Source organism: Streptomyces sp. P13-3-3, assembly GCF_050571355.1.
Lineage (GTDB): Bacteria > Actinomycetota > Actinomycetes > Streptomycetales > Streptomycetaceae > Streptomyces > Streptomyces althioticus.
The window spans coordinates 2,787,788-2,810,428 of sequence record NZ_CP192228.1; the positions used below are offsets into that span (position 1 = coordinate 2,787,788).

24 protein-coding genes and 2 pseudogenes are annotated in these 22,641 nt (G+C 71.5%); 15 read left to right on the forward strand and 11 right to left on the reverse strand.

The window, feature by feature from the left end:
* Positions 1–72 precede the first annotated feature (72 nt).
* Positions 73–1,875, forward strand: a complete 1,803-nt coding sequence (locus ACQZOG_RS12720; protein ID WP_359670974.1) for an ABC transporter ATP-binding protein — start codon at positions 73–75, stop codon at positions 1,873–1,875.
* 43 nt (positions 1,876–1,918) lie between these two features.
* Entirely contained in the window at positions 1,919–2,776 is an 858-nt protein-coding gene (mltG, locus tag ACQZOG_RS12725) for an endolytic transglycosylase MltG (protein ID WP_033277229.1), read from the forward strand.
* A 7-nt stretch (positions 2,777–2,783) separates the two neighbouring features.
* On the opposite strand, the gene ACQZOG_RS12730 is transcribed toward mltG, so the two are convergent.
* A complete protein-coding gene (locus tag ACQZOG_RS12730; protein WP_033277230.1) occupies positions 2,784–3,860 on the reverse strand; it encodes an NAD(P)-binding domain-containing protein in 1,077 nt (358 codons plus the stop codon).
* Between the two features lie 103 nt (positions 3,861–3,963).
* Here ACQZOG_RS12730 and ACQZOG_RS12735 point away from each other — a divergent pair, with 103 nt between their 5' ends.
* Both ACQZOG_RS12735 and ACQZOG_RS12740 read left to right on the forward strand, forming a co-directional pair.
* Positions 3,964–4,386 carry a secondary thiamine-phosphate synthase enzyme YjbQ gene (locus ACQZOG_RS12735; protein ID WP_033277231.1) on the forward strand — a complete coding sequence of 141 codons (423 nt, stop codon included), beginning with the start codon at positions 3,964–3,966 and terminating at the stop codon, positions 4,384–4,386.
* Positions 4,387–4,448: 62 nt separating this feature from the next.
* Entirely contained in the window at positions 4,449–5,102 is a 654-nt protein-coding gene (locus ACQZOG_RS12740; protein WP_033277232.1) for a hypothetical protein, read from the forward strand.
* A gap of 12 nt (positions 5,103–5,114) precedes the next feature.
* On the opposite strand, the gene ACQZOG_RS12745 is transcribed toward ACQZOG_RS12740, so the two are convergent.
* The gene (locus ACQZOG_RS12745; protein ID WP_261674665.1) at positions 5,115–5,948 is read right to left on the reverse strand and encodes a universal stress protein; all 834 of its coding nucleotides are present in this window, start codon (positions 5,946–5,948) and stop codon (positions 5,115–5,117) included.
* Between the two features lie 304 nt (positions 5,949–6,252).
* Here ACQZOG_RS12745 and ACQZOG_RS12750 point away from each other — a divergent pair, with 304 nt between their 5' ends.
* Both ACQZOG_RS12750 and ACQZOG_RS12755 read left to right on the forward strand, forming a co-directional pair.
* Positions 6,253–6,723, forward strand: coding sequence for a cation:proton antiporter regulatory subunit (locus tag ACQZOG_RS12750; RefSeq protein ID WP_033277233.1), 471 nt, complete (start codon positions 6,253–6,255; stop codon positions 6,721–6,723).
* A gap of 4 nt (positions 6,724–6,727) precedes the next feature.
* Entirely contained in the window at positions 6,728–7,975 is a 1,248-nt protein-coding gene (locus ACQZOG_RS12755) for a cation:proton antiporter (protein ID WP_033277234.1), read from the forward strand.
* 83 nt (positions 7,976–8,058) lie between these two features.
* On the opposite strand, the gene ACQZOG_RS12760 is transcribed toward ACQZOG_RS12755, so the two are convergent.
* Complete coding sequence (locus tag ACQZOG_RS12760; RefSeq protein WP_033277235.1) at positions 8,059–9,132, reverse strand: MerR family transcriptional regulator; 1,074 nt, start codon at positions 9,130–9,132, stop codon at positions 8,059–8,061.
* 157 nt (positions 9,133–9,289) lie between these two features.
* Between ACQZOG_RS12760 and ACQZOG_RS12765 the strand changes: the two genes are divergently transcribed.
* A complete protein-coding gene (locus ACQZOG_RS12765; protein ID WP_359497701.1) occupies positions 9,290–10,339 on the forward strand; it encodes a hypothetical protein in 1,050 nt (349 codons plus the stop codon).
* Here the strand turns inward: ACQZOG_RS12765 and ACQZOG_RS12770 are convergent.
* Both ACQZOG_RS12770 and ACQZOG_RS12775 read right to left on the reverse strand, forming a co-directional pair.
* Positions 10,308–10,793, reverse strand: a complete 486-nt coding sequence (locus ACQZOG_RS12770) for a hypothetical protein (protein ID WP_037638303.1) — start codon at positions 10,791–10,793, stop codon at positions 10,308–10,310. The two genes, ACQZOG_RS12765 and ACQZOG_RS12770, sit on opposite strands and share 32 nt — an antisense overlap.
* 185 nt (positions 10,794–10,978) lie before the next feature.
* Positions 10,979–11,380 carry a DUF5997 family protein gene (locus ACQZOG_RS12775; protein ID WP_033277237.1) on the reverse strand — a complete coding sequence of 134 codons (402 nt, stop codon included), beginning with the start codon at positions 11,378–11,380 and terminating at the stop codon, positions 10,979–10,981.
* An 84-nt stretch (positions 11,381–11,464) separates the two neighbouring features.
* On the opposite strand from ACQZOG_RS12775, the gene ACQZOG_RS12780 reads away from it, so the two are divergent.
* Positions 11,465–12,253: a LysR family substrate-binding domain-containing protein gene (locus ACQZOG_RS12780; RefSeq protein WP_037638300.1), complete on the forward strand. Its 789-nt coding sequence runs from the start codon at positions 11,465–11,467 to the stop codon at positions 12,251–12,253.
* Between the two features lie 19 nt (positions 12,254–12,272).
* Here ACQZOG_RS12780 and ACQZOG_RS12785 read toward each other — a convergent pair whose 3' ends face one another.
* The 3 genes from ACQZOG_RS12785 to ACQZOG_RS12795 all read right to left on the reverse strand — a co-directional run bounded on the left by ACQZOG_RS12785 (position 12,273) and on the right by ACQZOG_RS12795 (position 14,367).
* Positions 12,273–13,022: a DUF4142 domain-containing protein gene (locus ACQZOG_RS12785; RefSeq protein WP_033277239.1), complete on the reverse strand. Its 750-nt coding sequence runs from the start codon at positions 13,020–13,022 to the stop codon at positions 12,273–12,275.
* Between the two features lie 141 nt (positions 13,023–13,163).
* Positions 13,164–13,871 (reverse strand): HAD family hydrolase, encoded by a 708-nt coding sequence (locus tag ACQZOG_RS12790; RefSeq protein WP_359497695.1) that lies wholly within the window; start codon positions 13,869–13,871, stop codon positions 13,164–13,166.
* A gap of 19 nt (positions 13,872–13,890) precedes the next feature.
* On the reverse strand, positions 13,891–14,367 hold the full coding sequence (locus ACQZOG_RS12795) for an Lrp/AsnC family transcriptional regulator (protein WP_033277921.1): 477 nt from the start codon (positions 14,365–14,367) through the stop codon (positions 13,891–13,893).
* Between the two features lie 204 nt (positions 14,368–14,571).
* Between ACQZOG_RS12795 and ACQZOG_RS12800 the strand changes: the two are divergent.
* Positions 14,572–15,294 (forward strand): annotated as a pseudogene (locus tag ACQZOG_RS12800) (FUSC family protein); the annotation flags it as partial.
* Between the two features lie 19 nt (positions 15,295–15,313).
* Positions 15,314–15,694 (forward strand): annotated as a pseudogene (locus ACQZOG_RS12805) (DUF7008 domain-containing protein); the annotation flags it as partial.
* Here the strand turns inward: ACQZOG_RS12805 and ACQZOG_RS12810 are convergent.
* Positions 15,621–16,184 (reverse strand): ATP-binding protein, encoded by a 564-nt coding sequence (locus ACQZOG_RS12810; protein WP_430741498.1) that lies wholly within the window; start codon positions 16,182–16,184, stop codon positions 15,621–15,623. The pseudogene ACQZOG_RS12805 and the gene ACQZOG_RS12810 sit on opposite strands and share 74 nt — an antisense overlap.
* 191 nt (positions 16,185–16,375) lie before the next feature.
* On the opposite strand from ACQZOG_RS12810, the gene ACQZOG_RS12815 reads away from it, so the two are divergent.
* From ACQZOG_RS12815 to ACQZOG_RS12825, 3 genes are all read left to right on the forward strand, one after another.
* Positions 16,376–17,209 (forward strand): helix-turn-helix domain-containing protein, encoded by an 834-nt coding sequence (locus ACQZOG_RS12815; RefSeq protein ID WP_430741499.1) that lies wholly within the window; start codon positions 16,376–16,378, stop codon positions 17,207–17,209.
* On the forward strand, positions 17,206–17,400 hold the full coding sequence (locus tag ACQZOG_RS12820) for a DUF397 domain-containing protein (RefSeq protein WP_430741500.1): 195 nt from the start codon (positions 17,206–17,208) through the stop codon (positions 17,398–17,400). Before ACQZOG_RS12815 ends, ACQZOG_RS12820 begins: the two co-directional genes overlap by 4 nt.
* 244 nt (positions 17,401–17,644) lie before the next feature.
* The gene (locus tag ACQZOG_RS12825; protein ID WP_430741501.1) at positions 17,645–18,520 is read left to right on the forward strand and encodes a hypothetical protein; all 876 of its coding nucleotides are present in this window, start codon (positions 17,645–17,647) and stop codon (positions 18,518–18,520) included.
* Between the two features lie 82 nt (positions 18,521–18,602).
* On the opposite strand, the gene ACQZOG_RS12830 is transcribed toward ACQZOG_RS12825, so the two are convergent.
* Together ACQZOG_RS12830 and ACQZOG_RS12835 are read right to left on the reverse strand one after the other, a co-directional pair.
* Positions 18,603–19,235, reverse strand: coding sequence for a DUF6879 family protein (locus tag ACQZOG_RS12830; RefSeq protein ID WP_430741502.1), 633 nt, complete (start codon positions 19,233–19,235; stop codon positions 18,603–18,605).
* On the reverse strand, positions 19,228–19,497 hold the full coding sequence (locus ACQZOG_RS12835) for a hypothetical protein (RefSeq protein ID WP_391606086.1): 270 nt from the start codon (positions 19,495–19,497) through the stop codon (positions 19,228–19,230). The genes ACQZOG_RS12830 and ACQZOG_RS12835 overlap by 8 nt, the downstream gene beginning before the upstream one ends.
* A gap of 229 nt (positions 19,498–19,726) precedes the next feature.
* On the opposite strand from ACQZOG_RS12835, the gene ACQZOG_RS12840 reads away from it, so the two are divergent.
* Together ACQZOG_RS12840 and ACQZOG_RS12845 are read left to right on the forward strand one after the other, a co-directional pair.
* A complete protein-coding gene (locus ACQZOG_RS12840) occupies positions 19,727–20,137 on the forward strand; it encodes a hypothetical protein (protein WP_391606087.1) in 411 nt (136 codons plus the stop codon).
* Positions 20,134–22,269 (forward strand): tetratricopeptide repeat protein, encoded by a 2,136-nt coding sequence (locus ACQZOG_RS12845; RefSeq protein ID WP_430741503.1) that lies wholly within the window; start codon positions 20,134–20,136, stop codon positions 22,267–22,269. The genes ACQZOG_RS12840 and ACQZOG_RS12845 overlap by 4 nt, the downstream gene beginning before the upstream one ends.
* Positions 22,270–22,641: the final 372 nt, after the last annotated feature.

The window sequence follows — 22,641 nt, forward strand, 5'->3', positions numbered from 1 at the left end:
CAGGATGCCGTTCATTGTGAGTACAGGTAACAATGAATACTGTTCATCGACAACCGCCCCTCGAAGGAGACCATGCACCCCGATCACGCACCCGCGTGGACGCCGCCCGCCGGAGCCGAGCAGGAACCCCGGCAGGTGCGGCGCATCCTGCGCCTCTTCCGCCCCTACCGGGGCCGCCTCGCGATCGTCGGACTGCTCGTCGGGGCGTCGTCGCTCGTGTCGGTCGCCTCGCCGTTCCTGCTGAAGGCGATCCTCGACGTCGCCCTGCCCGAGGGCCGCACCGGGCTGCTCAGCCTGCTGGTGCTCGGCATGATTCTCGGCGCCGTGCTCACCAGCGTCTTCGGCGTGCTGCAGACCCTGATCTCCACGACCGTGGGCCAGCGTGTCATGCACGATCTGCGCACCGCCGTCTACGGGCGTCTGCAGCGCATGTCGCTCGCCTTCTTCACCCGCACCCGCACGGGCGAGGTGCAGTCCCGCATCGCCAACGACATCGGCGGCATGCAGGCCACCGTCACGTCGACGGCGACCTCGCTGGTCTCCAACCTCACCAGCGTGGTCGCGACGATCGTGGCGATGCTCGCGCTCGACTGGCGCCTGACGGTCGTGTCACTCGCGCTGCTGCCGGTCTTCGTCTGGATCAGCCGCCGTGTCGGCAACGAACGCAAGAAGATCACCACCCGGCGCCAGAAGCAGATGGCGGCGATGGCGGCCACCGTCACCGAGTCGCTGTCGGTCAGCGGCATCCTGCTCGGCCGCACGATGGGCCGCTCCGACTCCCTGACCGCGGCCTTCGCCGACGAGTCCGAGCGGCTGGTCGACCTTGAGGTGCGGTCGAACATGGCGGGCCGCTGGCGGATGGCGGTCATCACCATCGTCATGGCCGCCATGCCCGCGGTCATCTACTGGACGGCCGGCCTCGCCCTGCACTCGGGCGGCTCGGGGGTGTCGATCGGCACCATCGTCGCGTTCGTCTCGCTCCAGCAGGGCCTGTTCCGCCCGGCGGTCAGCCTGCTGTCCACCGGCGTGCAGATCCAGACCTCGCTCGCCCTCTTCCAGCGCATCTTCGAGTACCTCGACCTGCCGATCGACATCACCGAGCGCGCGGACCCGGTGCGCCGGGACCGCGTGAAGGGTGAGGTCCGCTTCGAGAAGGTCTCCTTCGGCTACGACGGCAAGGGCGGCCCGGTCCTCGACGGCATCGACATCACCGTCCCGCCGGGCGGCAGCCTCGCCGTCGTCGGTCCGACCGGCGCCGGCAAGTCCACGCTCGGCCACCTGGTGCCGCGGCTCTACGACGTCACGGGCGGGCGCGTCACCCTCGACGGGGTGGACGTGCGCGACCTCGACTTCGACACACTGGCCCGCGCGGTCGGCGTCGTCTCCCAGGAGACGTACCTCTTCCACGCGTCGGTCGCCGACAACCTGCGCTTCGCCAAGCCCGACGCCACCGACGAGGAGCTGCACGCGGCGGCGAAGGCCGCCCAGATCCACGACCACATCGCGGACCTGCCGGACGGCTACGACACCGTCGTCGGGGAACGCGGCCACCGCTTCTCGGGCGGCGAGAAGCAGCGCCTGGCGATCGCCCGGACCATCCTGCGCGACCCTCCGGTCCTCGTCCTCGACGAGGCGACCAGCGCGCTGGACACCCGTACCGAGGCGGCGGTGCAGGCCGCGATCGACGCGCTGTCGGCCGACCGGACCACCATCACCATCGCCCACCGGCTGTCCACGGTCCGAGGCGCCGACCAGATCGTGGTCCTCGACGCGGGGCGCGTCGTGGAGCGCGGGACCCACGAGGAACTGCTGGAGCGCGGCGGACGGTATGCGGCCCTCGTGCGACGGGACGCCCGACTGGAGCCGACAACCTGAAAATATGCCGGGTTTGTGACGGTATGCGGGTTACCGTGCCCGCATGCAGACGAACACTCCGTCACGGAACTCGATCCGACTGACGCGCCGCGGCCGATTCGCCCTGGCGACGCTCGGGGCCGTCGTGGCCGGCACCGCCGTGGCGGTGCCGCTGCTGATCATGGCCGACGAGGAGGAGCCCCGTCCCGAGGCCCTCGTCGTCCCCGCGGGATGGCGGGCGAGCCAGGTCTACGCCGCCATCGACAAGACCCTCGACCTGCCCGCGGGCACCACCAAGAAGTCCCTGGCCAAGGCCGACCTCAAGTTGCCGAACGAGGCCGACGGCAACCCCGAGGGTTACCTCTTCCCGGACACGTATCCGCTCCCGGAGAACGCCACCCCGCAGAAGCTGCTGGCCGGCATGGTCGACACGGCCAACAAGAAGTTCAACGGCGCCCCGGTCGCCGCCGGCGCGCAGCGCAACGCGATGAACGTCTACCAGGCGGTCACCGTCGCCAGCATCGTCCAGGCCGAGGCGGCCACCAAGGCCGACATGGGCAAGGTGGCCCGGGTGATCTTCAACCGCCTCGAACGCGGAATGCCGTTGCAGATGGACTCCACCGTCGACTACGCCCTCAACCGCAGCAAGGCGCGCACCACCCCCGCCGACACCGAGGTCGACAGCCCGTACAACTCCTACCGGCGCATGGGGCTGCCGCCGACCCCCATCGACAACCCCGGCGAGGACGCCGTGCGTGCCGCGATCAACCCCACCCCGGGCGACTGGCTGTACTTCGTCACGGTCCGGCAGGGGGAGACCCGCTTCACCGCGGACCTCGCGGAGCACCAGCGCAACATGGCGGAGGCGGAGGCCGAACGGAAGAAGGCGGCGGAGAGGTCCGCGCAGCCGTCCTCGACATGACCGCAGGTCAGGCCGCGGCGGGCTCCTCGGCCAGCAGCCGCCTGATGTCCCGCACGGCGGCCCGTCCGGCCCGGTTGGCGCCGATCGTGCTCGCCGAGGGGCCGTAGCCGACCAGGTGGATCCGCGGGTCGGCGACCGCCCTGGTCCCCTCCACGCGGATCCCGCCGCCCGGCTCCCGCAGCCGCAGCGGCGAGAGATGCTCGATCACGGGCCGGAAGCCGGTCGCCCACAGGATCACGTCCGCGGCGACCCGGCGACCGTCGTCCCACACCACGCCCTCGGGCTCGATCCGGTCGAACATCGGCAGGCGGTCGAGCACACCGTCCTCGAGCCCCCGCCGGATCGCGTCGTTCAGCGGCAGCCCCGTCACGGAGACCACGCTGCGCGGGGGCAGCCCCTGCCGCACCCGCTCCTCGACGAGGGCGACGGCCTCACGGCCCGCGTTCTCGTCGAAGGGCTCCTCCCGCCATACGGGCGGCCGTCGGGTCACCCAGGTGGTGGCCGCCGCGTACGGCGCGATCTCCAGCAGATGCTGCGTGCCGGACGCGCCACCGCCCACCACGACCACCCGCAGCCCGGCGAACGCCTCGGGTCCCGGGTACTGCGCGGTGTGCAACTGCCGCCCGCGGAACGTCTCCTGGCCGGGATAGCGGGGCCAGAACGGCCGGTCCCAGGTGCCGGTCGCGTTGATCAGCGCGCGGGTCGCCCAGGTGCCGTGCGAGGTCTCCACCAGCAGCTGCCCGCCGGGCCCCTCCCGCACCGCGCGCACGTCGACCGGACGGCGCACCCGCAGGTCGAACGTCCGCTCATAGCGGTCGAAGTAGGCGCCGATCACCTCGGAGGAGGGCCGCGTCGGATCGGCGTCCGTCAGCTCCATCCCGGGCAGCGCGTGCATCCCGTGCACCTTGCCGTACGTCAGCGAGGGCCAGCGGAACTGCCAGGCGCCGCCGGGGGCGGGGGAGTGGTCCAGCACCACGAAGTCGCGGTCCGGCTCGAAGCCGGTCCGCCGCAGGTGATAGGCGCTCGACAGTCCGGCCTGCCCGGCGCCCACGACGACCACCTCGACCTCGCGCACATTGTTCACGCTTCCACCAACACGCCGGGCGCGGTGGATCTTCCCGGACGCGCGCCCCGCCCGTGCGGTGCGGGACGCACGGGCGGGGCGCCGGGTGCGTCAGGATGGTCGTATGTCCGACGCCTTCACCACCCGAGTCCTGACCTTCACCACCGGCTCCGCCGAGCGGGTCGTCGACATCACCGGCGACTGTGAATCCTTCCTGAGGGAGGCGGCGGCCGGCCGGGACGGCCTGCTCAACGTCTTCGTGCCGCACGCCACGGCCGGCATCGCCGTCATCGAGACCGGCGCAGGCAGCGACGACGACCTGCTGTCCGCGCTGCACACCCTGCTCCCCGCCGACGACCGCTGGCAGCACCGCCACGGCAGCCCCGGCCACGGCCGCGACCACGTCCTCCCCGCCTTCGTCCCGCCCCACGCGACGCTCCCCGTGATCGACGGCCGCCTGGAACTGGGCACCTGGCAGTCGGTCTGCCTGGTCGACACCAACGTGGACAACCACAGCCGCCAGGTGCGGTTGAGTTTCCTGGGCTGATCCGGGGCGGAAGGCGACGCCGCTACGCTGACGGCACTTCCGCACGTGAACGAAGGACGCACATGGCCCGCCCCTACGCCCACGGACCGAAGCAGTTCGTCTTCGCCGCCGGTGACGGCAACGACCAGCAGGTGTCCGTGGGCGATCCGCAGGAGGCCTACGTGGCGTTCTCCGCGTTCTTCCGCGGCCGGGAGGCCGACGCCTGCAGCATCACCGACGAACCCGCCGGGCAGAGTCTGGTCCTCATGCCCGGGCGGGGCCTGATCGCACGGATCAAGGACACGGACCGGCCCCGGCCCGAATACCTCCGGGTCGAGCGGGCCAACCGCTACCTCCCGGGCGCGATGCTGTTCTTCGAGAACGGATGTGCCGGCCTCGACCACTTCGGACAGTGGTTCACCGACCTCGCCGACCTGGACCAGCCGCCGGAGACGCGCGGTGCCGCACGGGCCGCCGCGATCACCACGGAGACGGCGGCGCTCGAGGAGATCGGGCGGATCTGGGCGGACTCCGGCTGCGTGGATCCGAGCGACCGGTACTACGTCTTCTTCGAGTCGCAGGGGGCGGACGCCGACCGGGCCGAACGCGCCGTGGTGCTCGGGCTGATCGAGTTCCTCGGCCTCGAACGTGCCGACGCCCCGTCCGACGCGGCCGAGGGTGAGATCTGGGTGCGCGCCGACCCGCGCCTGCGAGCGGCGATCACACGGTGGTCGTGAGCCGCGTCCTCGCTACAGCGCCCGCACCACCGTCACCGGACACTCCGCGTGGAGCAGCAGCGCCTGGCTGACCGAGCCGAGCAGCATCCCGGCCACCCCGCCGTGGCCGCGTGCCCCGGCCACCACCAGCTGCGCCTCACCCGTCGCCTCGAGGAGCGCCTGGCGGACACGGCCCCGTTCGAGGCGCGGCTGGACCATGACGTCCGGGTGGGCGGCCATCCAGGGCTTCATGGCGTCCTCCAGCAGCCGCCGGTGACGCATTTCGAGCTGGTCGAGGTCCACCACCACGCTCAGCGGATCGCCCGGTTCCTCGTACGGTGTGGGCTCGCTCCAGGTGTTCCAGACGTGCATGGCCATCAGCGGCGCCCCGCGCAGAGCGGCCTCCGTGAACGCGAACGACGCGGCGGCGTTCCCGGCGGGGGAGCCGTCCGCGGCCAGCAGGACGGGGCCCTGCGGGTCGGGCCGCCCGCGCAGCACCATCAGAGGGCCGTGCCCGTGCGCCGCCAGCTGCATGGTCGTCGAGCCCAGCAGGAGATCGCCGAAACGGCTCCGACCGCGCCGCCCCAGCACGGTCAGCACCGCGTGCCGAGACTCGGTCCGCAGCACCGTCAGGGCGTCGCCGGACACCACGGTGCGCGTGATCTCCAGTCCGGGGACGCGCTCGTTGATTCGCTGCTCCGTCTCGGCCAGCACCCCGTGGATCATCGGATCCAGGTCGGAGGGCCGGGCGAACGCGTGCACGATGCGCAAGCGCGCCCCGCGCAGCCTCGCCTCCTCGGCCGCCACATCGGCGGCGGCGAGGCTGGAGGAGGAGCCGTCCACTCCGACGATCACCGTGTCGTCCACCACACACTCCCGTCCCCGGAAGGTGCCACCGAGTACCCACACGGGCGGTCCCCTACGCGCCCGAATCCCCTGCTTTGTCCGGTACACCCCGTTGACCTGCGACGACACGACGGCCTCGAAGATCCTTGCGGCGGCCCCGGAACCTGTCCATCCGTGGCAACACCCATGTTCCGGCCGAATGGCGGGATGGCACCATTACGGCAGTGGGGGTTGCCACCCGGTGCCGTGCGCCGGTCCGTTCAGCCCGCACGCCGGACGACATGAGAAGAAGACGGGAAGGGGACGGGCTGTGCCTGCTCCACGGATGAGCGCGACACCGCTGCCGGGCATCGGTGTGAAATACGACCTCACCACGCGTGAGCACGAGCACCTGTCCGTCATCGCGCACCGCGACGGCGCCCGGACGGTGAACGTCTACCGCTCCGACGACCCGGACGCCTGCGCCCGCTCGCTGCGGCTCAGCACCGCCGAGTCGGCCGCGCTCATCGACGCGCTGATGCCGGCCCACCACAGCCCCAACCTGCTGCACACCACCGACCTGGGGCTGGTCGCCGAGCGCATCGAACTGTCCTCGGTCTCCCACTGGAACGGCCGTCTCCTGGGCGAGACCCGGATGCGCACCGACACGGGCGCGTCCATCGTGGCCGTCCTCCGCCGCGCGGAGGCGATCCCGTCGCCCGCGCCGGACTTCCGCCTCGCCGGCGGAGACACCCTGATCGTCATCGGCACCCGCGAGGGCATCGACGCCGCCGCCGAGATCCTCGGGCGGGAGTGAGCGCGTGCACTCTTCCGCGATCTTCCTCATCGAGTTCGGCGCGATCATCCTCGGCCTCGGCCTGCTCGGCCGCCTCGCCGGACGCCTCCAGTTCTCGCCCATCCCCCTGTACCTGCTGGCCGGCCTCGCGTTCGGCGAGGGCGGCCTGCTGCCCCTCGGCGCCAGCGAGGAGTTCGTCGCGATCGGCGCCGAGATCGGCGTCATCCTGCTGCTCCTCATGCTCGGCCTCGAATACACGGCCAGCGACCTCGTCTCCAACCTCAAGACGCAGTACCCGGCCGGTCTCGTCGACATGACGCTCAACGCCCTGCCCGGCGCCGCCCTCGCCCTGCTCATGGGCTGGGGTCCGGTCGCCGCCGTGGTGCTCGCGGGCGTCACCTGGATCTCCTCCTCCGGCGTCATCGCCAAGGTCCTCGGCGACCTCGGCCGGCTCGGCAACAGAGAGACCCCGGTCATCCTCAGCATCCTCGTGCTCGAGGACCTGGCGATGGCCGTCTACCTGCCGATCATCACCGCCCTGCTGGCCGGCGTCAGCCTCGCCACCGGCAGCGTCACCCTCGCCATCGCCCTCGGCGTCGCCGGCCTCGTGCTCTTCGTCGCCGTCCGCTACGGCCGCGTGATCTCCCGCTTCGTCTCCAGCGACGACCCGGAGAAGCTGCTGCTCGTCGTGCTCGGCCTGACCCTGCTGGTCGCCGGCATCGCCCAGCAGCTCCAGGTCTCGGCGGCCGTCGGCGCGTTCCTCGTCGGCATCGCCCTGTCCGGCGAGGTCGCGGAAGGCGCGCACAACCTGCTCGCCCCGCTGCGCGACCTGTTCGCCGCGGTGTTCTTCGTCTTCTTCGGCCTGCACACCGACCCGCAGTCCATCCCGCCGGTCATCCTTCCGGCGCTGGGCCTGGCCGTCGTCACCGCCCTGACGAAGATCGCCACCGGCTGGTGGGCGGCCCGCAGGGCCGGCATCTCCGCCAAGGGCCGCTGGCGCGCGGGCGGCACTCTCGTGGCGCGCGGCGAGTTCTCCATCGTCATCGCCGGACTTGCCGTCACCGCCGGCATCGAGCCGCAGCTCGGCCCGCTCGCCACCGCGTACGTCCTCGTCCTGGTGATCATCGGGCCGCTCACCGCCCGCTACACCGAGCCGATCGCGATGTGGCTGGCCGGACGGCGGACGCCCGCGCCCGACACCCTGCTCGCCCAGCGCTCCACGCCCGCCGCGGAGACGCTGGAGCCGATGGAGGACAGCGGCCGCGACCGCTGACCCCCGCCGACCGTGCGTACGGCTCGGACGGCCCCCGTGAGGGAGCCGCCCGGGCCGTCGTGCGTTCCGGGACCGGGCCCGCCTCAGTCGGACAGCCGCACCGGCATCAGCAGCGAGAACGTGTGCTCGTCACCGGGCCGGCGGATCGCGAGCGGGGCCGTCGGGGCCCCGAACTCCAGGACGAGCCGGTCGTCGGCCGCCGCGGCGAGCGCGTCCAGCAGGAACGCCCGGTTCACCGCGACGAGGTCCGGTCCGTCGGCGCCCTCCGGCACCGGCGTGACCCGGCCGTCCTCCGACACCTCGAGCACCGTCAGCTCGGTTCTCGCGGCGCCGTCCTCGTGCAGACGCACCGGACCCGTGCGCACCGCCTCCGAGAAAGCAGGCACGTCCACCTCGGCCCGGCGCCCGGCGGGCAGCCGCACCAGGCGCCGGTAGTCCGGGAAGTCCTGCTCCGCGCACCGGCCGCCCGTCTGCCGGTCACCGGCCTCCAGGGTCACGCGCCCGTCGTCCACGGCGAGGCTCACCTCGTCCTCGCCGTCGAGCAGTGCCCGCATCGCGTCGACGAGCGGCAGCGGCACGGTCGTCCGCACCCGGCCGCCCCCGTGCCCGCCGGCCGTGGTGCGCGCCACCGCCATCCGGTACCGGTCGGTCGCCACGACGTGCAGCGCGTCGCCCTCGACGTCGAGATGGACGCCGGCCAGCACCGGCAGCTCCGGGTCGGTCCCGGCGGCGAAGCGGACCGCGTCCAGCGCGGCGGCCAGACCGGGACCGGACACGGACAGCCGGGTGGCGGAACGGGGTGAGGTCATGAGGGGGTTCTCCCTGTCGTCGAGAAGATCACGAAGCGCGGAGAACTCGACGCGGGCGGCCGACAGCCCTTCCTCCAGCCGGCGCAGATGCGCCTCCAGAAGCCGGCGTACGAGATCGGTGTCGGCGGCCGTCCAGCCGGCCAGCACCAGCCGGACGTCCGCCAGCGGCATGCCCGCACGGCGCAGCCGGGCCAGCACCCTGGCCTCACCGAGCTGCTCCGGCGCGTACCAGCGGTAGCCCGTGACCGGGTCGACCTGGTCGGGGACCAGGACCCCGGCACGGTCGTAGAACCTCAGGGCGCTGACGCCCAGCCCGCTCTCGCGGGCCATCTCACCAATGCTGCGCATCTCGCTCTCCACACCCGGGACCCTGCCGCCTCGACCAGGTCGAGGGTCAAACCCCGCCTCCCCGACGCGTACGGCCGACCGGGTGACGATGTCACCCCCGCGGGCGGAGGTGGAACCCACGGCGTACCACCGGCGCACGGAGGCGCGTTGCTCCGGCATGGACAGCACTGAGACGGCGCGGCGCCTTCTCGGGCACGGCGCCGTGAGCCGGCCGTACGCGCAACTGACCGGCGGCCATGTGGCGAACACGCCGATCTACGCGGAACTCGTCGCGGAGTGGCGGGCGAAGGGGCACACCGTGCCGGGACACCGGGAGGGGGTGTGGGCGTCCTTCGCGGTAGTGACCGTGGGCGACCGCGGCCCGGCGCATGCCGTACCGTTCCGCGTTCCCGTTCCCTTGCTGGCGGCGGGGGCATGGGAGGGGGAGCCCGGTGGGGCGTCCGAGGAGACGCCGGAGGCCAAGCCCCCCGACGAGACCTCGGGCGAGGGACAACAGGCGGCACCGGAGGGAAAGCCCTCCCCGGCGACGCGCGGGACGACGCCGTCCGGTAAGGCGTCGGAGGACATGCCGGGGGAGCGGCCCTCTCACGGCGCGCCCGAGGTCGTGCCGTCGCGCGAGCGCCCGCGAGGGACACCTGAGGGGACGTCCGAGGCGAGCCTTCCGGAGGAGACACGCGGGACCGTGCCGTCCGGCGGGACGCCTGAGGCCGGGTCCGAGGAGCCGCGCTCCCGGGGGCCGTCGGAGGCCATGCGTCTGCGCGAGCAGTTGGAGGAGACGTCGGGCGGGGCGTCCGAGGAGGCGTTCGAAGGGAGCCCCTTCGAAAGGACACGCGGGACCGTGCCGTTTGGCGGGACGCCCGAGGCAAGGCCCGAGGAGCCGCCCTCCCGACAGCCGTCGTCGAAGGCCGAGTCTCTGCGCGAGCCGTGGGAGGAGACGTCGGGCGGGACGTCTGAGGTGGCGTCCGGGGGGACCCTTCCGGAGGACACGCGCGGGACCGTGCCGTCCGGCGGGGCGCCTGAGGCCGGGTCCGAGGAGTCGCGCTCCCCGGAGACACCCGAGGCGGCCGTGAGGACGCCCTCCTGGGCGGTGGGCGGCCGGGCGTCCTCGGAGGAGAGGCCCGGTACGGCGGCGCAGCCCCGCGCCGCCGTACCCGAACAGGCGCCGGAGCCCGGCGTCACCAGCAGTCCGGACTCGGCTCCGCGCTGACCGGCGCCAGCACCGCCAACGTGCCCGTCGCCCGTCGCAGCGCCCGTTCCAGCGGCTCCGCCGCGTGCAGCGTGCCGGTGCCGTCCGGCGGGACCAGCCACTCCAGCCGGCCGGAGGGCCGGTACGGCGGCGGCACCGCGATCCACGACCCGCGGCCCACATGACGTACCCCGAAGCCCACCCACTCGCTGTCCGGGTCGGGCGGCAGGAAGAACCCCACCCGGCGGGCCGTGACGTCCACCAGCGTCGGTCCGGGCAACTCCAGCGGATCGCTCCACAGCAGGTCCAGGGCCAGCAGCCCGAGGCGGTCGGGCACGCTCAGCACGTCCCAGTACCGTCCGGCCGCGAGCAGGGCCGTCCCCTGGCCGTGGTCCCACTGGCGTTTGCACTCCTGCGGGTCCGTGGCCGCCGCGGCCAGCCATTCGACGGCCTGCTTCCACCTGGTGTCGTGCATGTCCCACCCCGGGCGCGGTCGGGCGCGCCGCCACGGGCGCGTGCGATAGCGCCACATGGTGGTGCATATATCTGTTCCGCGGAAGAGGTGGGGCGGCGCCCGATGCCCCGGCACACGAGAGACGGAAAAGGAACACCCCCGGACCGGCAACCCGGCCGGGGGTGTCTGAACGGTCGAGGGGGACCTCAGTCGCCGTTCTCGGCGCTCTCCGCGTTCTCGCGGTCACGCTGCTTCAGCCGCGCCGCCTCCTTGCGGACCTCGGCCTGGGTGGCGCGCTCCCGCTCCAGCCACTCGGGGCGCTCCTGCTTCAGCGCCTCGATCTGCTCGGTGGTGAGCGGCTCGGTCAGACCGGCACGGGCCAGACCGGAGATCGAGACGCCCAGCTTGGCCGCGACCACCGGGCGGGGGTGCGGGCCGTCGCGCCGCAGGTCCCGCAGCCACTGCGGGGGATCGGCCTGGAGCGCGTTCAGTTCCGCGCGCGAGACCACGCCCTCCCGGAACTCGGCGGGGGTGGCCTCGAGGTACACACCCAGTTTCTTCGCCGCGGTCGCGGGCTTCATCGTCTGGGTGCTCTGGTGCTGCGTCATGGCGTCCAGGGTATCGAGCGTGGGCGCGGCCGCCGACCACGGCCGTGGTGAACGGCCGCCGGCCGCGGCCGGTAGCCTGGCCAGGTGACCGGCCCGGAAGTGTCCCCCTCGTTCCGCCTCGTGTACGTCCCCGGTGTGATGCCCGACAAGTGGGTGCGCGTCTGGAACGAGCGGCAGCCCGACGTTCCGCTGACCCTCACCCAGGCGCCTCCACAGCCGGCGCACGGGATGCTGCTGGACGGCGAGGCCGACGCGGGTCTGCTCCGGCTCCCGGTCGACCGGACGGTGCTCAGCGCCATCCCCCTCTACACCGAGCAGACCGTCGTCGTGGTCCCCAAGGACCACCTGGTCACCGCCGCCGACTCGGTCACCGTCGAGGACCTCGCGGACGACATCGTGCTGCACCCCCTCGACGACGTGCTGCACTGGGAGACCCTGCCAGGACGCCCCGCGCTGGAACGCCCGGCCACCACCGCCGACGCGATCGAGCTGGTCGCCGCGGGCATCGGCGTGCTCGTGGTGCCCCTGTCGCTGGCCCGGCTGCACCACCGCAAGGACCTCACCCACCGCCCGCTGGAGGACGCGCCCGCCTCGAGCATGGGCCTGGCCTGGCCGGAGGCGGCGACCACGGACCTGGTCGAGGACTTCATCGGCATCGTGCGCGGCCGCACCGTCAACAGCACGCGCGGCCGCCGCCCGCAGCCCGCGCAGGAGAAGAAGGCGGAGCCGAAGAAGGACCGGTCGGGCCAGGGAGACGGCGGACGCCGCCGGCAGCCGTCCGCCGGGGCCGCGGGCCGCGCCCGGCGGGGAACCGGCGGAGGCGGCGGAACGGCGAAGAACCCGCGACGGGGCAAGCCCCGCCGCAGGTCCTGAACCGCGGGCCGCGTCCCCGTCAGCGCACCGTGCCGGACGGCGACGGCGCCGGGGAGGCCGTGTTGAGGTCCTCCAGCTCCTTCGGGATCGGCAGGGCGATCACCGGCGCGCCCGCCTGCGGCGCCGGCGGCGTGACCTGCTCCTGCGGCAGCTTCGGCGGGCTCGTCTGCTGGAAGTTGACCTGCTCGTGATTGACCAGGCCCGTCTTCTCCAGCACCGTGATGTGGTCGAGCACGGTGTCGTTGGCCTGGTCCGCGAGCTGCCGGATCAGCGTGTTGCGGGTGTTCGCCCGGATGTTGGCGATGGCGGGGAAGATCTGCCCGTGGGTCACCCGCATGATGTTCACCGCCGTGGAGTCGAACTCCTTGCCACTCGTCGCCTTGACGGTCTCCACGAAGCCCTGCTGCTGCGGTGACGCCTGGTTCGGCAGCGTGATGCCGAGCTCCAGGGAGATCTTGCGGCAGCTGGCGTCCAGCCGGCCGTGGCCGACGACCAGGTGTTCGCCCGCCTCCTTCATCTCGGGCGTCGTACCCCGCTCCATCGCCAGCAGCCCCAAGGGGTGCTCCCACAGTCCGGCCGCACGCACCTTCACCACGAAGTCGCGGTCCGCCTCGGTCAGCGGGCCGTAGTTGGTGTTGGCGACCACCCGGTCCGCCTTGGTCGAAGTGGTCTGTACGCCCAGCATGGTGGGATAGGCCAGCGCGGTGAGGGTGAGGATCATGGCTCCGCCCACGAACGCGGTTCCTGCCGTGCTGCGCGAGATGCGCATCGTGCCTCCTGGGTTAAGAACGGCCCAACACCAGGAAGTACGGACGCGGAGCGCGTAACAATCACCGTTCGGGAAAGAATTTTCGGCCGCTTCGGGGAGCGGCCCCCGCACGGCGTCCGAGGGCTCCCGCGCCGGTGCGGGTCAGCTCCGGCGGACGCTGTGGGCCCCGGTCCCGGTCAGCCACTCCCAGGCCGCCCGCGCCGTGAACTCCGACTGGCCGCCGCGCAGCAGCAGGCCCACCGTGGCGAACTCCGGCGCGTCGGCCTGCGCGGCGACGTAGGGGACGGCGATGCAGCGCATCCCGGCCGCGTGCGCGGCGGCCGCGCCCGGCGCCGCGTCCTCGACCACCACGCAGTCCGCCGGGTCCGCGCCGAGCCGCCGCGCCGCCTCCAGGAACACGTCCGGCGCCGGTTTGCCACGGGCCATCTCGTCGGCCGACACGACGGTGCGCAGATGTGCGTCCAGGCCGGTGCCGGCCAGGATCACGTCGATCGCCTCGGCCGACGATCCCGACGCCACGGCCATCGGGACCCCCGCGTCCGCCAGCCGCTCCACGAAGGCGCGCATCTCGGGGAACACCGTCGTCTTCGTCCGGGCCAGCTCCAGGTAGTGGCCGTTCTTGACCGCGACCAGCTCGTCCACCGACGCCGACAGGCCGTAACGGCGGCGCCAGTCGGCGATCGTCTCCCGGGTGCTGATTCCCACATACCGCTCGTGCTCCGCCCAGGAGAAGTCCGGGACGCCGTACTCGACGAGTGTGCGGCGCCCCGCCTCGTAGTAGTTCGGCTCGCTGTCCACGAGTGTTCCGTCGAGATCGAAGACGACCGAGAGGGTGCCGAGTGCGCTCATACGTCCAGCATGGCAGGGGCTAGCCGCGCGCCGACCGGCCGATCGACTCCACCAGCGGCAGCAGCCGGTGCGGCACCCGCTCCCGCAGCGCCACCTCCGTACGGGTGCGGACCACGCCCGGCATCCCGATCAGCTTCTGGATTACGTCCTCCAGGTGGGCGTTGTCCCGGGCCACCACCCGGGTCAGCAGGTCGCCGCCGCCCGTGATGGAGAACGCCTCCACGATCTCCGGCACCGCCGCCAGCGCGTCCCCCACCTCGTCCAGATGCCCCTGGGTGACCTCGATGTGCACGAAGGCCAGCACCGGGTGGCCCAGCGCGGCGGGGGAGAGGGCGGGGCCGACGCCGGTGATGACCCCCTCGCGCTCCATACGGTCGAGCCGCGCCTGGAGCGTGCCGCGCGCGACGCCGAGGATGCGCGCGTACTCGCGCACGGACGTACGCGGCTGTTCGAGGAGCAGGCGCAGGATGCGGGTGTCGAGTTCGTCCACGGCCACGGGGCGGTCGCTCCAAGGGCGGCCATTGGCACGGAGATGGCCGAAGGAATGCCGGACCGATTGTACCAATGGCCTACTCCTCCGTGGCTGAGTTGAGCCACTGGTGGCAGAGATGCTGATATGGGTGCGTCGATGGCGCTGCGGGACCCGCGGCGCCTTTCTCATGCCACGACACATGTCGTACGAGATGCCAGGGGGCGGTAGGTGCTGAAGAAGGTGTTCATGGCTCCGGATCCGGGACGGATCCGGCTGCGGTTCGCGACGCGGGCCGTGCTGGGTATCGGGCTGGCCGTCGTCGCCTGCGGGCTCGCCGGTCATTCGCTCACCGGCGCGATCACCGGCGGACTCGCCGCGCTCCTCGCCCTGTTCACCGTCACCGACGCCACCGTCCGGGGGCAGGCCGTCACCACGGCACTCCTCCCCGTCGTCGGCCTGCCCGTGCTGGCCACCGCCGCGGCGCTCCAGGACCACGCCGTGGCCCGCGACGTCGCCTTCCTCGCCGTCGTCGGACTCGGCGTGTACGCCAGGCGCTGGGGACCGCGCGGACACGCCCTCGGCATCTTCGCCTTCATGCTCTTCTTCGCGGCGCAGTTCCTGCACGCCCGCACCGGCCAGCTCGGCGAGCTGTCCGCCTCCGTGCTGCTGTCCGTCGCGACCGCGGGCGCGGTCCGCTTCGGCCTGTGGTGCTACGAACGGCGGCTGCCCCCGGCGGCCGCGCCCGCACCGCCCGGCGGCACCGGGCTCGCCCGCATCACCTCCCGCCAGGCCGTCCAGGCGACGGCCGGCGCGGGGTTCGCCCTGCTCGTGGGGCAACTGGTGTCCGGGGAACGCTGGTACTGGGCCGTCGGCGCGACGTGGTGGGCGTTCGTCAACACCACCTCGCGCGGCGAGACCCTGGTGCGCGGCTTCCGTCGCGTGCTGGGCACGGAACGTTGCGCCCGTGGTCTACTGGAGGGCGCGCGGCAAGCTGGACGTGCCCAAGGAGCGGTTCATCTCCTACGGCCAGACCAACGCCGCCACCCCCGAGCTGTACGGCTGGGCCGGCTGGGACCACAAGGAGCAGGCGCAGGCGCTGGCGACTTACTTCACCAACACCGCGCTGTCCACCGAGGAGATCACCCCATTCCTCGCCGGCCTGCTGGAACTCCAGCCGTGGCTGTACCAGTGGCACAACGAGTTCGACATGCTCTACAGCGGCTCCCCGGCGGACTTCTTCGCCGGTTACCGCCAGCAGAAGCAGGGCGAGCACGGGCTCACGGACGATGACCTCCGTGGCTGGCGTCCCCCGGCTGCGACCCGAGGTCGTCGCGCAGCAGCGAAGAAGTAGCCAGGAGTAGATCGACATCCGTCGGTTCAGGGGCCACCCGATGCGTCAGCGGGTGGCCCTTTGTCTGTGAGTGCAGCTCCGCCCACACGGTCTTGCCCGGGGCGGTCTTGCGAGGGTTGACGCCCCAGTCGTCCGCGAGGGCGGCGACCAGAAGCAGGCCCCGGCCGGACTCGGATAGCGAATCGGTCGCCGAAGGGCTGGCGGTCGGGGGCTGTTTCTCAGCGCGGGTGTCGGTCACCTCGATACGGAAGGTGCCCTCGGTCAGGGTGAGCTGGACGTGGAAGTCCCGGCCGGGGACGTGGCCGTGCTGGACGGCGTTGACGGTGAGTTCCGCCGTGATGAGGGTGTGTGTCTCGTTGACCGTGGTCGCGTACGGGTAGCCCCAGTCGTTCAGGCGGTGCGAGACGAGTCTGCGAGCGAGGCGGGCACCGCGTGGCGTTGACGTGAAGCGCATAGTGAACTCGCGTTCGAGCGCGGGGTGCTGCTGCATATGCCCATTCGGGGGAGTTGCTGACTTCATAGGGTCAACGGTGTCGAACTCTGCGTAGCGTTGACCAGGAGTGATGCACTGACGGGTGCGGGCTGTACACGCGGTCGGTGCGCTTGTACCTGGTGTTGGGCGTGACCGGTTCCCAGGACCCGAAGTTGGCTGGCTGGGCGGTTGCACGAGAGGAGTGCGGCGTGGACGACGAGGTTCAGCAGCCGGAACAGTATGAGGTCGGGACGGGCATGCTGTGCGTGTTCGGGAGGCAGTTGAAGCTGTTCCGGGAGCGGGCGGGCCTGGACCGCGCGGGGCTCGGGTCCCTGACCGGGTACTCGGCCTCGACGATCGCGTCGTTCGAGCAGGCAAGACGCATTCCGCCGCCAAAGTTCATCGACCAGGCAGATGAAGTGCTGGCGGCAGGTGGGGTACTGAGAGCGAGTAAGGAAGAGGTGGCTCGGGCTCAGTATCCAGCGTTCTTTCGCGACGCGGCCAAGCTGGAGGCCGAGGCCGTTGAACTTCATGTGTACGCCAACCAGGCAGTGCCTGGACTCTTGCAGACCGAAGAGTACGCGCGGGCAGTGTTCACCAACTGGCGGCCCTTGCTGCACGAGGATGTGGTCGAGCAAAGGGTGACGGCGCGCCTGGCTCGGCAGGAGATCTTCTCTCGGATGCAGCTGCCCACCATCAGCTTCGTCATCGAAGAGTCGGTCCTGCGGAGGCCACTGGGCGGATGGGGCATCATGCGCGGGCAGTTGGAGCAGATCTTGCTTCATGGCCAGCGGCGTAACGTGGAGGTCCAGGTGTTGCCGACCGAGCGGAACGAGCATGCCGGACTGGCTGGTCCGTTCACCTTGATCGAGACGAAGGAAGGGCGGAGGATCGCGTATGTGGAGGCTCAGCAGGACAGCCGCCTCTACACAGCGCGGAAGCCCGTCCGGGAGATCGAGGAGCAGTACGGACTCCTTCGGGCCCAAGCGCTCACTCCCCGCGAGTCGCTGGCCTTCATCGAGAAGTTGCTTGGAGAGAGATGAACGTCGAACAGACTGTTCCTGAGTCGGCTTGGATTAAGAGCAGTTACAGCAGCGGAGCAGGCGGCGAATGCGTCGAGGTCGCCGCACGCCCCGCCACCGTCCACGTCCGCGACTCGAAGGACACCACCCGCGCCGTACTCGCCGTTGGACCCACCACATGGGCCGTCTTCGTAGAGTTCGTGGCACGCTGACAGAGGTGGCGCCGATCGCGGGGGCCCTCGGCGGGCGTGTGCTTGCCGAGGGCCCTGCGTATCCCACCCCTACGGCACACCTTCAGCAGACCCAGCGCCTTGCTCGCCCGCGATCGCCTTCCCGGACAGTGATCGGCATCGTGAAGGAAGCCGGCTCTCACGCCACCGCCACTCTCGTAACGAGCTCTCAACGAAGTCGATCCATGCTGATCCCCGCAACTCGGAGGCACTGTAGGTTCCTGCCATGAAGCAGGGTAAAGAGGTCGAGAACCCCGAGTCGCGTTTCTTCGCGGTGCTGATGGCGGCGGCGAAGCTCCCCGGTGTGCGGATCAACAGGGAGGCGTACCTCCGCAGTGCGCTCGCTCGCCACTGCTCCGAGGAAGAGATCCGACGAGCGATAGAGGAGACTCCCGCTGCCGCCGGCATCACGGTCGAGCTCCTCGACAAGGTCGCCAACGACTCCATCCGCTACGAAACCGCCAAGGTCAGCGCTCTCTCGGCCGCAGCCGGGATGCCCGGCATCTTCGCCCTGCCCGCCACGGTGCCCGCCGACCTGGCCCAGTACGTCGGCCACATGTTGCGCATCGCGCAGAAGCTCGCCTACCTCTACAGCTGGCCCGATTTGTTCGCCGATGAGGGGGAGGGCGTCGATGACGCGACGATGGGGGTGCTCACGCTGTTCTTCGGCGTGATGTTCGGTACCCAGTCGGCGAACGCCGCCGTGGGCCAGGTTGCCGGCATGCTGTCGAAGCAGGTCGCGAAGAAGCTGCCTCAGAAGGCGCTCACCAAGGGTGTCATCTACCCGATCGTGAAGAAGTCCGCGGCTTACCTCGGCGTCCAGATGACCAAGCAGTCCTTCGCCAAGGGCGTCTCCAAGGCCATCCCCGTCATCGGGGCCGTCGTGTCCGGCGGGCTCACTCTCTCGACGTACCTCCCGATGGCCAAGAGGCTCAAGAAGCACCTCGCCGGCCTGCCCCTGGCGGATCCGTCACACCGAGCGCCGGAAGGAGACGTCGTGGACGGCGAAGTCGTGGAAGAACACGAGACGTTCGCCCCGGCGGACGCCGAACTGCACGACGCGGACACCGCTGCCGTCAAGCTGGAGAAAACCAGGGACTGACGCCGCGCGTGCCCGCCGCCGGGACGGGGATCCGCCCCGCCGGCCTGCGGGCTTGCTCATCACCCCGTCCCGCCGTTCGCCGCTACCCGTCACCACCCGTTGCAGATCCGTCCCCTCCGGGCGGGGCCAGGGGGACGATCTCCCGGTCGAAGAAATCGTAGAACCCCTCACCACGCTCATACAGCGCATCGAATCCGGCGTTCGTTTCCCGGATCAGTGAGCTGTCCGTATAGCGATGGGCGCCCGCCGCGTTTCCGTCCTCGTCGTACACGACCTCGTACATGACCACATCGCCGAGAATCACCACTTCCGGAACCAGGCGATGCTGCTCGACGCCGGCAATGTCCCGAGCGTCGATGACCTTGATCGCGTCGCCCACGTCCACCCGCACGCGCAGCACGTACAACTCCCACTGCACATACGGCGTCACCGGGAACTCCACCACCCGGAGACGGCGGTGCGTGACGCCCAGGTCCGACGCCCGCCGGATTTCCCGGGCGTAGTCCTCGCGCCTCCCGTCGGCCAGGGACAGGGCCCGCTCCCAGTCGCCGCCGGCGAAGGCCTCCCAGCTCGGGAAGCCGCGCTCCTGGAAGTGCTGGCCGCGCTCGAGCTTGTTGAGGAAGCCGATCCCGCTGGAGTAGATCCGGCCGAGTTCCGCGTGGTACGTGGGGCGGTTCAGACGTTCGGAGACGCCGTAGGGGAAGGAGTCAAACACTGGGGATGTCCGGCTTCGCCGCGATGAGCATGTTCCTGGGGATGACCACGAGGCGCTCGTCCGACCCGATCGAGACCCCGTCGGGAAGGTTCCTGCCGAGCGACTGGGTGAGGTCCCGGCCGATGACGGCGACATCGCCGTTGGCGAGTTCCCAGATGTCCGGGCAGTCAGGAGTTCCGGTGGTGTTTCCCAGTTCCTGGGGAGTTTTTCCCAGGCGTCGCTTGAAACTCGTGGCGGGATCCGCTTCCCACGGCCTGGCCATTTCCCTCGCCCCCTCGATCGGTCGCGAGGCCTCACCGTACCGCGCGAGAAGCCTGTCTGACCATGTGTCAGAGCAGGTCCTTGGGGGTATTGGCGAGGATTGATTCCTCCTTGTTCCCTGCCGTGCAGGGGTGGAATGATATTGATCGCACTGAAGATCGCGCAAAAATCTGACAGGTGACATTTTCCATCTGATGCTGTCGGAAAATAGGGTGAGCGGAGGGGTGTCTGTGGACGCTGAAGTGGCCTTGCTCGCGCAGAGCGCGGGAACCACCTTGGTCGCGTTGATGGCGACCGATGCCTGGCACCACGTGCGTGACGGGATCACGCAGCTCTGGCGCCGGACGCAACCAGAGCGCGCCGACACCGTCGCCGCCGAGTTGGAGGCCGGCCGCGAGGACGCGCTCGCCGCCGCGGCCGCGGACGACCAGGAGACCCTCGACGAACTACGGCTTCAATGGCAGGGGATGGTACGGCGGCTGCTCGTCGCCCGGCCCGCCGCCGTACAGGAACTGCGTGCACTGCTGGACCAGCTCGACCCTGACGGTTCGGCCGCCCGGCGGATCGCCCAGCACGCCACCGCATCCGGTCAGGCCCGGGTCTACCAAGCGGGACGTGACCAGCACATCACAGAGCGATGACGGGCGGGACGGACGGTCACGCCGAGGACCACGGACGCGTCTACCAGTCGCACGGCGACCAGCACATCAGCGAGCACCACCACTACAACGACGACGGGCCGGACAACGGCGGGCCGGACTCCGTGCGACGCCCGGCGGTCGGCCGGCTCCCCGTCGCGCTCCGCGACCGCAGCGAGGTGATGGAACGCCTGCGAGCGAGCGTGAAAGCGGAACGCGGCGGCCAGGTCTACGTGCTGTACGGGATGGGCGGCTCGGGCAAGACGGCAGTCGCCTGCGCCCTGTTCCAGGAGGTCACCGCGGAAGCGGGCCGGGTGGGTCTGTGGGTCAACGCCTCCGACCGCGCGAGCCTGCGCGCCGGCATGCTCGCCGTCGCCGCCGACCGAGGGGCGGACGACGGTGAACTGCTCGCCGCACGCAACGGTCTCAGACCCGCTGCCGACCTCGTATGGAGGTACCTCGACCGCTCCGCCGAACCCTGGCTGCTGGTCCTGGACAACACCGACGAGCCGGAGATCCTGCGGGACGGCGACTGGCTGCGCACCAGCCCCCGCGGCACCGTGCTGGTGACCACGCGGCGCGCGGCGGCCCGATGGTGGCCGGGCGCCGAGCTGCAATACATCGGTGTCCTGCCCAGGGAGGACGCGGCGCTCGTGCTGCGCGATCTCGCACCGCACAGCGGCACGACCGAGCAGGCGGCGCGGGTCGCGGACCGGCTCGGGCGGCTGCCCCTCGCCCTCACCCTGGCGGGCGGCTTCCTCTCCCGGCAGGTCATCGACCCCTGGACGATGGACGCCTACGGCGACCAGCTCGACTCGGACGAACGAGTCCAGCTCATAGACCGAGGAGCCGACGCCCTGTCCGAAGCGGACCCCCGCCACCTGGTCGGCCTGACCTGGCAGCTCACCCTTGACGCCTTCGAAGCGCGCGGACTGCCCGAAGCGGCGGCCCTGCTCAGACTGCTCGCCCGGTTCGCCGCGGAGCCGCTGCCGCTGGCTCTGCTCAACCACGCCGACATCGGCGCCGTACTGCCTCGTGCCCGGACCGAGACAGCCCTCAGAGCGCTCCTCGACCAGTCACTGTCCGAACTCGTCGAGGCCGCAGGCACACGCTGTGCACAGAGTCACGGCATCCTGCTCGACAGCGTCTCGGCGGCGACCCCCGCAGACCTCGTGCCGGCCCTCGACACGACAGCCGTCCGGCTGCTCGACGGGGCCGTGCCCGCAGTACCCGATGCCGGTCCGCACGACCCCCGGCTGCGGCTGCTCGTTCCTCACGCGCTGGCCCTGCTCGGGCACGCCGGCGAGTCGTCCGCCGCCGACGCCCTGGCCGTCACGACGCGGCTGGCCACCGCCCTGCACCGGACCGGTGACTACGTCTCCGCCTGGGAGACCGCCCGGAACGCCGCCGATCTCGCGCAGCGACACCTCGGCGCGGATCACCGTGCGGTCCTCGCCGCCCGGTCCAGGGCAGGGCGGGCACTGTTCCGGCTGGGCCGGTACGCCGAGGCCGAGGCGGCGCTCCGCGCGGTCCGGGACGCCCAGGAGCGCCTGTTCGGCGCCGACGACCCCGACACCGCGGACAGCGGTTACGGCCTCCAGCTCGTGCTGGCGAACCTCGGCCGACGGGAGGAAGCCGTCGCGCTGCTCCGCGACACCGTCGCCGCGCGGCGCTCCGCTCTGGGCGCCGCGCATCCGCTGACCCTGCGGGCCCGCGCCGGCCTGCTGGAGATGCTGCCCGCCGCCGACGTGGTCACCGAGGAAGGCGGCGCACTGCTCTCGCTGCCGTCGGAGTGCGAGCGCCTCCTCGGCCCCGACCACACCGTGACACTCGGCGCCCGGCACAACCACGCATGGGCGCTCTACCTCCTGGGCCGCTTCGACGAGGCAGACCGTGAGATCCGGCAGGTCGCCGAGGCGTACGAGCGGCGCTTCGGGCCCGAGTACCCGATCGTGCTCGCCGCCCGGCAGCTCCTCTCCCGGACCCGAGCCGCGCTCGGACACAGGGAGGAGGGGATCGCGCTGATGACCGACGTCGTCGAGCGGCGGGACCGCGGCCTGGGCCCCGAGCACCCCTTCACGGTCGCGAGCCGGAACCTGCTGGACGCCTACCGGTCGGGGCGATGGCGGCCGTAGCGCCCCACCGTGGGGACCGGGCGATCGGTACGGGCGGTGAGGGCATACGGCACCGGGTGGAGGGGGAGGGACCGATGTAGGGTGCTATGCGCAGGCCGTACGGGTGATGTTCAGTGCGAGGGGGACGAAGAGTGCAGACGCCGCGAATCCACCCGACCTGACTTCTCCGGCGCCGTGAGCGTGGTTGCCGTCCGCTCACCGCATGACCGGATCCGTCCGCGCCGCCGACCATGACAGCCGGCCCGCCGCACCGGCCGTCCGTACTTCTGAGCGCCCTGGCCCCACCCCTCGGACCGGCCCCGGGCCTCGGCGGCGGACCCCGCGCGGCACCGAGTACGAGCAGCAGCAGCGACCACCGTCAGGGAGAGCGAG